This is a genomic window from Bradyrhizobium sp. SHOUNA76 (assembly GCF_023006445.1).
Classification (GTDB): domain Bacteria; phylum Pseudomonadota; class Alphaproteobacteria; order Rhizobiales; family Xanthobacteraceae; genus Bradyrhizobium.
Genome location: NZ_JALBHA010000222.1, coordinates 1 through 9,493, shown reverse-complemented (window position 1 = coordinate 9,493; position 9,493 = coordinate 1). Strand labels below are relative to the sequence as shown.

At 65.9% G+C, this 9,493-nt stretch carries 14 protein-coding genes; 3 read left to right on the top strand and 11 right to left on the bottom strand.

The annotated features are described in order from the left end of the window. Both MOV74_RS21620 and MOV74_RS21615 read left to right on the top strand, forming a co-directional pair. Positions 1-351, top strand: a 351-nt coding sequence (locus MOV74_RS21620; protein WP_246926492.1) for a septal ring lytic transglycosylase RlpA family protein, incomplete at its 5' end; no start/stop codon positions are given. An 89-nt stretch (positions 352-440) separates the two neighbouring features. Next, positions 441-596, top strand: coding sequence for a hypothetical protein (locus tag MOV74_RS21615; RefSeq protein WP_246926491.1), 156 nt, complete (start codon positions 441-443; stop codon positions 594-596). A gap of 272 nt (positions 597-868) precedes the next feature. On the opposite strand, the gene MOV74_RS21610 is transcribed toward MOV74_RS21615, so the two are convergent. The 5 genes from MOV74_RS21610 to MOV74_RS21590 all read right to left on the bottom strand — a co-directional run bounded on the left by MOV74_RS21610 (position 869) and on the right by MOV74_RS21590 (position 3,469). Continuing rightward, the gene (locus MOV74_RS21610; protein ID WP_246926490.1) at positions 869-1,174 is read right to left on the bottom strand and encodes a hypothetical protein; all 306 of its coding nucleotides are present in this window, start codon (positions 1,172-1,174) and stop codon (positions 869-871) included. A 236-nt stretch (positions 1,175-1,410) separates the two neighbouring features. Beyond that, positions 1,411-1,677 (bottom strand): hypothetical protein, encoded by a 267-nt coding sequence (locus MOV74_RS21605; protein ID WP_028134933.1) that lies wholly within the window; start codon positions 1,675-1,677, stop codon positions 1,411-1,413. Positions 1,678-1,913: 236 nt separating this feature from the next. Further along, on the bottom strand, positions 1,914-2,291 hold the full coding sequence (locus MOV74_RS21600; RefSeq protein ID WP_246926489.1) for a TIGR02301 family protein: 378 nt from the start codon (positions 2,289-2,291) through the stop codon (positions 1,914-1,916). 224 nt (positions 2,292-2,515) lie between these two features. Beyond that, positions 2,516-2,950, bottom strand: a complete 435-nt coding sequence (locus MOV74_RS21595) for an NUDIX hydrolase (protein ID WP_246926488.1) — start codon at positions 2,948-2,950, stop codon at positions 2,516-2,518. 18 nt (positions 2,951-2,968) lie between these two features. After that, positions 2,969-3,469 carry a hypothetical protein gene (locus MOV74_RS21590; RefSeq protein WP_246926487.1) on the bottom strand — a complete coding sequence of 167 codons (501 nt, stop codon included), beginning with the start codon at positions 3,467-3,469 and terminating at the stop codon, positions 2,969-2,971. A gap of 63 nt (positions 3,470-3,532) precedes the next feature. Between MOV74_RS21590 and MOV74_RS21585 the strand changes: the two genes are divergently transcribed. Beyond that, positions 3,533-4,297, top strand: a complete 765-nt coding sequence (locus MOV74_RS21585) for an SOS response-associated peptidase (RefSeq protein ID WP_246926485.1) — start codon at positions 3,533-3,535, stop codon at positions 4,295-4,297. A 152-nt stretch (positions 4,298-4,449) separates the two neighbouring features. Here MOV74_RS21585 and MOV74_RS21580 read toward each other — a convergent pair whose 3' ends face one another. From MOV74_RS21580 to MOV74_RS21555, 6 genes are all read right to left on the bottom strand, one after another. Beyond that, entirely contained in the window at positions 4,450-5,643 is a 1,194-nt protein-coding gene (locus MOV74_RS21580) for a CaiB/BaiF CoA-transferase family protein (RefSeq protein WP_246926483.1), read from the bottom strand. 36 nt (positions 5,644-5,679) lie between these two features. Then, positions 5,680-6,609 carry a glycine/sarcosine/betaine reductase selenoprotein B family protein gene (locus MOV74_RS21575; RefSeq protein ID WP_246926482.1) on the bottom strand — a complete coding sequence of 310 codons (930 nt, stop codon included), beginning with the start codon at positions 6,607-6,609 and terminating at the stop codon, positions 5,680-5,682. 141 nt (positions 6,610-6,750) lie between these two features. Next, positions 6,751-7,332, bottom strand: a complete 582-nt coding sequence (locus tag MOV74_RS21570) for an NUDIX domain-containing protein (RefSeq protein ID WP_246926480.1) — start codon at positions 7,330-7,332, stop codon at positions 6,751-6,753. Positions 7,333-7,345: 13 nt separating this feature from the next. Continuing rightward, positions 7,346-7,777 carry a GNAT family acetyltransferase gene (locus MOV74_RS21565; protein ID WP_246926478.1) on the bottom strand — a complete coding sequence of 144 codons (432 nt, stop codon included), beginning with the start codon at positions 7,775-7,777 and terminating at the stop codon, positions 7,346-7,348. Further along, on the bottom strand, positions 7,774-9,201 hold the full coding sequence (locus tag MOV74_RS21560) for an FAD-binding oxidoreductase (protein ID WP_246926468.1): 1,428 nt from the start codon (positions 9,199-9,201) through the stop codon (positions 7,774-7,776). Before MOV74_RS21560 ends, MOV74_RS21565 begins: the two co-directional genes overlap by 4 nt. A 23-nt stretch (positions 9,202-9,224) precedes the next feature. Beyond that, positions 9,225-9,493: Sua5 family C-terminal domain-containing protein (locus MOV74_RS21555; RefSeq protein WP_309486821.1), on the bottom strand; the 269-nt coding region annotated here is incomplete at its 5' end.

Here is a 9,493-nt window from a genome sequence, read left to right as displayed (position 1 = left end):
CCGCACCGTGTGGCGGCGCTGCACCCACGCCCGATCAGCCGGGCGCGCGTCCCCGCCGGTGACGCAAAGCAGACCGCTTCGCATGGCGTCGCCAGCTTCTATTCCGATACGGAGACCGCGAGCGGCGAGCGGTTCGACAAGAACGAGTTGACCGCGGCGCATCCCACCCTGCCATTCGGCACCAAGTTGCGCGTCACCGATACCAACTCCGGTCGCTTCGTCACGGTCAGGGTCAACGATCGCGGTCCCTATGTTCGCGGGCGTGTGGTCGACATTTCTCCTTCCGCGGCAGAGGCGCTCGGCATGGTCGACAAGGGCATCACCAATGTCAGGCTGGACGTCGTGCAATGAGCTGGCGCCATCGCGGCGCTTAACCGGCTGTTAGTTGCTCTGTCGCACCATACCTGTCCAACAATTCTGGGCTTTCGGGGAGGTGGCGCTTGAACACGATCCAGTATCTCGAAGATCAGGCGGCGCGCGCCGAGCGGCTCGCCAAACGGATCACGGATACGCTGACGATCGAAAAGCTCCTGAGCTTTGCCGGCGAGCGCCGCCGCGAGATCGAGGTCATCGCCGGCAAGCACCGCAGCGCATAACCCCGCGTTCCATGCTCTGACTGCATTCGCCCTCGCTGCGAGGCGCGGAACTTCTCTTTTCTCCGGGCGTATTCCCGGCGATACGAGAGGAGGACATCATGGGTTTTGGACGAGGTGCTTTGCTTTGGTTGCTTGGCGTGCCGCTGCCGATCGTCTTGCTGCTGGCATTGTTCTGGCACCATTGAGCATTAAGTGACTCACACGAAAAGCGCCGCGGAAGCGGCGCTTTTTGTTGCCTGCGATCTGAGTGTCGTTGGTGCGACGACGCGCGATCAGCTGTGGCTCTCGACGAAGTCGCTGAGATAGTCCGGCATCGTCGTGCCGTCGATGTCGCAGCGCGCCCGGATCTCGCCGGCGACAACGGTCGAGATGTCCTTCATCCAGTGTTCGAGCGTGTTGAACGAAATCACCTTGATGGGGTCGTTGAAGCAGCCGGCGACGAGCTCGCCGATCGTGGCTTCGAGATCGCTCCGTTCGATGCGAATCTCCGTCGCCTCGTCGAGGCGATCGATGACCACGAACAGGGTCTGATCTGCACCATAGGGCACAACAGGAGAGGGCACGCCGGCTTCAAGCATCTGAGGCACTCACGCCTTGGCTTCCGATCTTCCCACAACGGGAAAAACCGGACAAAGGTTCCAATCGCAGCGGGAATATCTCCCGGCGATCGCGAGACTAATGCTTGTCCGCGCAACGCGGCTTCCGTGCGATAAACGCGGCAGACTTCGCGAACCTGTTCGCCAAATCCCGTTCGCAAAGTCATTCATCCGTCGACTGGCCCCGCCCGCGTGGCGGGGTCATTTTTCGGCAGGGCCTACTGCCTGCAGATGTCGACCGAGAATTCGCCGTTGCGGATGCGGCCGGGAAAGCCCTCGACGAACTTGGCGACCGCGTCCTCGCCATAGGTGCCGACGAGCTCGGCAAAGGCCGCAAACAGACTCGCCTGCGCCAGGCAGTCGCCGTCGACGCCGTCATGGCGCGCCTCGGCCCAGGCCTCGTTGAGATAGCTCAGTGCGGCCTGCTTCTGCTCGTGATCGGGCAGCGGCGCGCGTGCGGGGGCGTAGGAAATCGGCTGGCTCATGAAACTCGATCAGGGCTGGGGCGCGATCCACGGCGATGCGCTGTGCGAAAGGTGTAGCACGGGCCCTAACGACCGCTAGGCCACATCTTTAAGAACGGTTAACGGCTGTGAACAAACTCCATGACAGAGTTCCCGGCCGCTCGTCATTCCGGGGGGCACGAAGTCGCGAGCTATGGTGCGCAATTGCGCACCATAGCTCGCGCTACGCGCGCCCCGGAATGACATGTGGAGAGAGACTAGTTCGCGTAGCGCGCCGTCAGATCGCGCGAGATCTTCGAGCCTTCCTCGATATAGCGGCGGATCGCCACCGTTGCCGCCGGCGTGCAGCTCCGGTAGGTCTGCTGGAAGCCGTTATAGCCGCGATTGAAGCCGGCGATCATGCGGGTGCGGCGCTCGCCGGAAGGGGTTTCGGCATCGATCAGCGCCTGCATCTCGTTGCGCCATTTGTTGCCCTCGTTGGCCCCGCAGATGCCGCGCAGATAGTGCAGCCCGCCGAGGATCTCCGCCAGCCGCTGCAAATCGCCGTCAAACGGCGCCGCCACGTCCTGGGCCCTCGTGGGCGCGGAGGCGCAGGCGAGAATCAGGGCAAAAATGGCGAGAAATCGCGTGGACATCGGCGGGCTGTATGCCTCTTCGAGGCTGGGGACGCAAGGCGGGCCAATCGGATGGTGCGCTCCCTCTCCCGCTTGCGGGGGAGGGTTGGGGAGGGGTGTCTCCGCGGGCGAGAACCCCCAAGAGGAGAAAGCCCTCACCGGTCGCGCTCAGGCGCGCAATTGCGCTGCCGAGCGCGCCGACCTCTCCCGCAGGCGGGAGAGGTGCAGCGGAGCCCGCGGACCGGTCAGGGGCCAAGTAGCCGCGCTGCGGACTGGATCACCTCGTCCAGCCCCCCGGTCAGCTTGAAGTCTCCGAGGCTGGCCAGGGCGTCGGGCGCGATCCAGCGGTAGTCGTCGAGCTCATCGTTCAGGACCGGCTCACGGGCCACCCAGCGGGCAGCAAACGACATGATCAAATAATGGCCGGCCCCGCCCGCAGCCGGCAGCACCTCGCGCCAGCCGGCGAGGCCGACGATCGCGATGTCGAGCCCGGTTTCCTCGTCGACCTCGCGGCTCAGTGCCTGGTGCAGCGATTCGCCGAATTCGACCCGGCCGCCCGGGAGCGAATAGAAGCCCTTGGCGGGCGAGCGGGCGCGGCGGGTCAGCAGCACCTTGCCGTCGCGGAAAATGGCGGCGCTGACGGCAAGCTGGGGATGGGTGGGCTGGACGGCTGAAACCATTTTCTCAAAGGACCTGGCTCAGTTCGCCATGATGGTATCGACGTCCGCTTCGGCCCCGCCGTGGATGATGCCGCCGCAGGCCGCGATCAGCGGCTTGACCCAGAGCGTGGCCTGCTCGGCGAGGCGGATGCGCGTCGTGTCCTTCTCGACCTCACGCATGGCCGAGCCGACCGCTGTCAGGATCGAGGTCATGGTATCGGTGAGGTGGTCGAACTGGGCGCGGACGTTGGGATCGGCCTTCTCATAGGCTTCGATGGCGAGGTCGCGCGCCTTGAAGTTGGAGGCCGTGAAATGCTCGGCATAGGACAGTGGCGACCAGGTCAAAAAATCTTCCGCGCATTCGGGCATGTCCGGGACCATTTCCAGCAGCATCACGGCTTCATTGAAATGGTTGAGATAGTCAGTGGCAAGCCCGGTCCGCGGGTTGATGTTGGCCACGCGCAGCCGCTCGGCCCAGGCGGAGGCCTCGGGGCCCGTCTGTACGTGCGTCCGCGCGGGTTGGGAGGCCATTGAGCTCATCCGCCGCAGTGTTAACGTTCGGGGTTAAAAGGACCTGAACGGACCCTATATAGACGCCTTGGGATGTGTGGACGCTTCGTCATAACTTCGGCCCCCGCGGCCTTGCGGCAACTGTTCGGCTATGCCGAGCAGCCGAATTTCCCGCCTCGGTACAACGTGGCGCCGACACAACCGATTCCGGTCGTTCTGATCGAGAATGGCGCGCGCCATTTCCGCCTGATGCGCTGGGGATTGCTGCCGGGCTGGGTCAAGGACCCGAAGGGCTTTACGCTCCTGATCAATGCGCGCTCCGAGACGGTGCTGGAGAAGCCCGCGTTCAAGCGAGCGATTCGCCGGCGGCGCGGCCTGATCCCGGCCGACGGTTATTACGAATGGAAGGTGGAGGACGGCCGCAAGCAGCCCTTCTTCATCCACCGTGCCGACGGTGCGCCGCTCGGTTTCGCTGCTTTGTTCGAGACCTGGGCCGGGCCGAACGGCGAGGAGCTCGACACGGTCGCGATCGTCACGGCCGCGGCGGGCGAGGATCTCGCCGCGCTGCATGACCGCGTCCCCGTCACCATCAGCGAGCGCGATTTCGAACGCTGGCTCGACGTCAGCGGCGACGAGGTCGACGCGATCCTGCCGCTGATGACGACCCCGCGCCTCGGCGAGTTCGCCTGGCACCCGGTCTCCACCCGCGTCAACCGCGTCGCCAATGACGACGAGCAATTGTTGTTGCCGATCAGCGCGGAGGAGATGGCGGCGGAAGCAGAGGCGGCCAAGCCGAAGAAGGTGGCGCGGAAGGTGGCTGCTGGCTCATCGGATGACGGGCAAGGCTCGCTGTTCTAGCTGCGGTGCCGTAGGGCGGGCAAAGGCGCAGCGCGCCGTGCCCACGATCTCTCGCTCCAGCGCGCAACGGTGGGCACGCTTCCGCCTTCGCTCTTTGAGCTACGGCGGACAAGTCGCTTTGCCCACCCTCCAGCAGCGGAGTGTGTGGCGGCCTACACAACCTCCTGCGCTCTCAACCCCGCGATCTCCGCCGCATCGAACCCCAGCTCGTCCAACACCGCCTCGGTATCCGCGCCGAGCTCCGGCGCCATCCGGTCCAGCCGGCCGCCGCCATGGGCGAGCTTGAAGCCGCTGCCGGCAAAGCGAAGACGGCCGTAGGGCGTGTCCAGCTCCTGAATCGCGCCGCGCGCCTTGATTTGCGGATGGTCGATGACTTCCTCGACCTTCCAGATGCTGGCGCAGGGCGCGCCGGCGTCTTCCAGGATGGTCTCCCATTCGCGCGCGGGCCTCGCCGCCAGCGCCTCCTCGATGATGGCGCGCAGCGCAGGTTCGTTCTCGTTGCGCGAAAACCAGTCGGCGAAGCGCGGGTCGGCGAGCGTGTCTTCGCGGCCGAGCGCGCTCATCAGCGCGCGATACTGCTTCTCGTTGTTGACGGCGAGCAGGATATGGCCGTCGCCGCATCGAAACAAATTCGCCGTGGTCCTGCGGCTGACCGCCTGGTTGCCCGACAATTGCTGGCGATGGCCGGCGACCGACCAGTCCGCGATCTGCCCGGACAGAAACGCCATCGTCGCCTCCAGCATGGAGACGTCGATGAGCTGGCCCTTGCCGGTGCGGTCGCGCTGATACAGCGCGCTCGACACGCCGAACGCGGCGGTGGCGCCCGAGAGCACGTCGCAGACCGCAAAGCCCGCGCGCGTCGGCCCGGTCTCGGGATGGCCCGTGATCGCCATGATGCCCGACAGCGCCTGCATCTTGCCGTCATAGCCGGGCCGCAAGCGATCCGGGCCGGTCTGGCCGAAGCCGGACACCGCGCAATAGATCAGTTTTGGATTGATCGCGGAGAGCGCCTCGTAGCCGATGCCGAGCTTGTCCATCACGCCCGGGCGGAAATTCTCCATGACGACGTCGACCCGGCTCGCAAGCTTCTTCACGATCGCGATCGCCTCGGGCTTCTGCAGATCGAGCGTCAGGCTGCGCTTGTTGCCGTTGATGGCCTGGAACGCCGGCGCGAGCCCGCGCTCCGCCCATTCGCGTGACAGCGGCGTGCGGCGCATGTCCTCGCCCTCGCGCCGCTCGACCTTGATGACGTCGGCCCCCAGTAGTGCGAGCTGATAGCTCGCATAGGGGCCGGCCAGCACTTGGGTGAAGTCCAGGATCTTCACGCCCTCGAACGGTCGCGTCACGTCGCTCTCCCCTTTTGTTGTCGTTGTCGGAGGACGTCAGGCGGCGCGGTTGCCGCGCGCGATCTCCTTCTGCTTGTCGAATTCGGCGCGGCGACGGGCGAGCTCTTCGGGCGAGAGCTGCGCGACGTTGTTGTAGTCGAGCTTCCAGGAGGCGTCCTCGCTCCAGCGCAGCGGCGACTGCATCGTCGTCTGCGGGCCGCTCGCGGTCTCCAGCAGCGTGAGCGCCAGTTCGAGCGTCTGCGCCTGCGAGGCGACATCATGCGGCTTGCCGGCGGAATTGCCGAGCGGGAAGTCGCTGAACAGGAAGCGCGGCCCAGCGGCGTGCTCGATGATGTCCTTGGCGCAGCCCATGATCACGGTCGGGATGCCGCCCGCTTCGAGATGCCGCGCCACCAGCGCGGTGGTCTGGTGGCAGACCGGGCAGTTCGGCACCAGCACCGCGACATCGACCTTGTCGGCGAGACAGCGCGCCAGAATCTCCGGTGCGTCGGTGTCGAGGGTGACGCGATGGCTGCGGTTGGTCGGCGCGCCGAAGAAGCGCGGGGCGACTTCGCCGATGCGGCCGGCGGCGGAGGCCTTCAACAGCTGCGGCAGCGGAAACCAGGTGCCGTTGTCGGTCGCGCTCGTGTGCTTGCGGTCGTAGCCGATATGCGAGATGCGAAGGTCGTGCTGCTTGGCCGTGTCGCCGTCATAGACCTCATAGAACTTCGCGCTGCCGTTATACGCCGCGCCGGGCCCCTGGTCGCCCTTGGCGGGATCGTACGGCGCAGCCGTCGTGATGATCGTCACACGCGACTTTGCCAATGGCTTCTTCAGCGGCTGGAACGGCGCCTCGGTGTAATGCGCCCAGCGATACGCCGTGGTGTAGCCGATCGCCGCGTAATAATCGCGCGTGCGCTGCATGTAGGGGACGGGGGCATCGTAGTCGGGCGCAAAGCCGAATTCATCGTCGCGCGGAGTGGACATTGGCGCGTCTCCTGGTTCTTGGTTGGGGCCAGACTAGAGATAGTTTTGGGGGTGCTCAATGGGGGGAGCGGCGGCGCAGGGCTGAATTGCAGACGAGGATGGTGGGCACGCGCGCGTCTTACCCTCCAGGGGTACGCAAGCTCACCTGAACACATGCAGCGCCGCGTATTGCAGCAGCATGATCGCCTTGGCGTCGATGATGCGGCCGTCGGCGATCATCGCCAGGGCCTCGTCGATCGAGAGCTCCAGCACCTCGATGTCCTCACCCTCGTGCTCCAGGCCGCCGCCGTCGCTGACCCGCATCGAAGGCTCGTACTCGGCGACGAAGAAATGCAGCTTCTCGGTGATGGCGCCGGGGCTCATGAAGGCCTCGAACACCTTGTGGACGTGGTGCAGGCGATAGCCGGTCTCCTCCTCGGCCTCGGCGCGGATGCGCTCTTCCGGCGAAGCATTGTCGAGCACGCCGGCGGCGGCCTCGATCAGCAGATCGTCGTAGCCGCGGATGAAGGCCGGCAGGCGGAACTGGCGCACCAGGATCACGGTCCGCCGGGCGCGATTGTACGGCAGCACGGCCGCGGCGTTGTCGCGCTCATAGGTCTCGCGGTGCTGCGTCTGCCACTCGCCGCTGGCGCGGCGATACTCGAGCGTGGTGTTTTTCAGGGTGGTCCAGCCGTCCGAGAGCACGCGGACGTCCTTGATGCGGACGCGGTCGGAAATGGTCATGACTGTCTTTCAGCTAGTGCGTGCGGCCGTCGAGCCATTTCTGGAACATCACGGACGTGGATTCCTCGAAGCCCAGCGACTGGTAGAACGCGTTGGCCGGCGCATTTTCGCGGCGGACCAGCAGCTGGAGCTTGGCGATCCCGGCCGCGCGCAACCAGTCCTCGGCCGCCGCCATGATGGCGCGGCCATGGCCGCGCTTCTGGCGGTCGGGATCGACCGCGACGTAATAGATCCAGCCGCGATGGCCGTCATAGCCGACCATGACGGTCGCCGCGATCGCGCCATTGTCGCGGCCGAGCAGGATCGTCGAGTTCTCGCGCCGCCGCGCCAGCGCGATGTCGGAATGCGGATCGTTCCAGGGACGCGTCAGGCCGCAGCGCTGCCACAGCGTCACCACCGGCTCGACATCGGCATCGGTGATGGCGTCGATCGTAAGAGTATTCACAACACCTTCCCCGGATTCATGATGCCCTGGGGATCGAGCATCGCCTTGATCGCGCGCATCAGCTCGATCGCGGTCTTGTCCTTGACGTCGGGCAGCTCGTCGCGCTTGAGCACGCCGATACCGTGCTCGGCCGAGATCGAGCCGCCCATGCGCAGCACGATCGCGAACACCACCGCGTTCATCTCGTGCCAGCGCGCCAGAAAATCCGCGGTGTCGGCGCCGACCGGCTGGCTGACATTGTAATGCAGATTGCCGTCGCCGAGATGGCCGAACGGCACCGGCCGCGCGCCGGGGATCAGCTTCACCACCGTGGCATCGGCCTCGGCGATGAATTCAGGCACGGCGGCGACCGGCACGGAGATGTCGTGCTTGATCGAGCCGCCCTCCGGCTTCTGTGCCGAAGACATCTCGTCGCGCAGCTTCCAGAAGCCGGCGCGCTGGGCGAGGCTCGCCGCGATCACGGCGTCGTCGACGATCTCCTCCTCCATGGCACGGGTCAGGATCGTCTCCAGCGGCGTGCGCGCGTCCTCGCTGGGGGAGGACAGCTCCATCAGCACGTACCAGGGATGCTTTGCCTGGAGCGGATCGCGCACGTCGATGCCGTGCTTTACCGAGAACTCCACCGCCATCTCCGACAGCAGCTCGAAACTCGTCAGCGCATTGGCGGCTTCGCCCTGCGCGATCGTGAGCAGCTTCAGCGCCGCCGCCGGCGATTTCAGCCCGACGAAGGCGGTCTCGACCGCCCGCGGCTTCGGAAACAGTTTGAGCGTCGCCGCCGTGATAATGCCGAGCGTGCCTTCGGCGCCGATGAAGAGGTTGTGCAGATTGTAGCCGGTGTTGTCCTTCTTCAGCTTCGACAGAAGACTGAGCACGCGGCCGTCGGCCAGCACGACCTCCAGGCCCAGCGCCATCTCGCGCGCGACGCCATAGGCGAGCGCGGCGGTGCCGCCGGCATTGGTCGAGAGATTGCCGCCGATGGTGCAGCTGCCTTCGGCACCCAGCGACAGCGGAAACAGCCGGTCCACCTCGGCGGCCTTCGCTTGCGCGATCTGCAGCACCACGCCGGCTTCGACCGTCATGGTGTTGGAGGCGGTGTCGACCTCGCGGATCTTGTCGAGCCGCCGCAGCGACACCACGACCTCGCCATTGTGCGGCGTCTGCCCGCCGACGAGCCCGGTATTGCCGCCCTGCGGCACCAGCGCGATGTTGCGCGCGGAGGCGAGCTTGCAGATCTCCGAGACCTCCGCCGTCGAGCCCGGACGCAGCACCAGCGGCGAGCGGCCGTGAAACAGATTGCGCTCCTCGGTGAGGTAAGGCTCGATGTCGGTCGCATCGGTGATGGCGTGGCGCTCGCCGACGATCTTGCGGAATTGTTCGATCAGCTCAGGCGCAAGCGGCGGGGTGGCGGATGTGTTGACGTTCATTCTCGTGTCTCTTCTCAAGCTTCTTATCGCGCAACCGCGGCCCGGCGCAGCCGGTCGTTGATCGCTTCGCCGAGGCCTTCCTCGGGCACCGTCATCACCGCGATCGCCCGCGGGCTCTTCGCATCGAGGCTCCGAAGATAGCCGAACAGATTGGCGGCGGCTTCATCGAGATCAGCCGTGGGCGACAAATTCATGACAGCGCTAGCTGCATCAATGCCGGGCAGCCGCGCGGGACCGAACGCGAGCAGAGCTTCGCCCGGCGCCACCTCGCGCGCATCGAGCCGCACATGGG

Excerpts from the sequence above, each read along its gene's own strand:
- MOV74_RS21560 (WP_246926468.1), bottom strand. The coding sequence starts at position 9,201 with ATGAACGTCAACACATCCGCCACCCCGCCGCTTGCGCCTGAGCTGATC.
- MOV74_RS21590 (WP_246926487.1), bottom strand. The coding sequence starts at position 3,469 with ATGAGCTCAATGGCCTCCCAACCCGCGCGGACGCACGTACAGACGGGC.
- MOV74_RS21605 (WP_028134933.1), bottom strand. The coding sequence starts at position 1,677 with ATGAGCCAGCCGATTTCCTACGCCCCCGCACGCGCGCCGCTGCCCGAT.
- MOV74_RS21570 (WP_246926480.1), bottom strand. The coding sequence starts at position 7,332 with ATGACCATTTCCGACCGCGTCCGCATCAAGGACGTCCGCGTGCTCTCG.
- MOV74_RS21585 (WP_246926485.1), top strand. The coding sequence starts at position 3,533 with ATGTGTGGACGCTTCGTCATAACTTCGGCCCCCGCGGCCTTGCGGCAA.
- MOV74_RS21595 (WP_246926488.1), bottom strand. The coding sequence starts at position 2,950 with ATGGTTTCAGCCGTCCAGCCCACCCATCCCCAGCTTGCCGTCAGCGCC.
- MOV74_RS21610 (WP_246926490.1), bottom strand. The coding sequence starts at position 1,174 with ATGCTTGAAGCCGGCGTGCCCTCTCCTGTTGTGCCCTATGGTGCAGAT.
- MOV74_RS21575 (WP_246926482.1), bottom strand. The coding sequence starts at position 6,609 with ATGTCCACTCCGCGCGACGATGAATTCGGCTTTGCGCCCGACTACGAT.
- MOV74_RS21600 (WP_246926489.1), bottom strand. The coding sequence starts at position 2,291 with ATGTCCACGCGATTTCTCGCCATTTTTGCCCTGATTCTCGCCTGCGCC.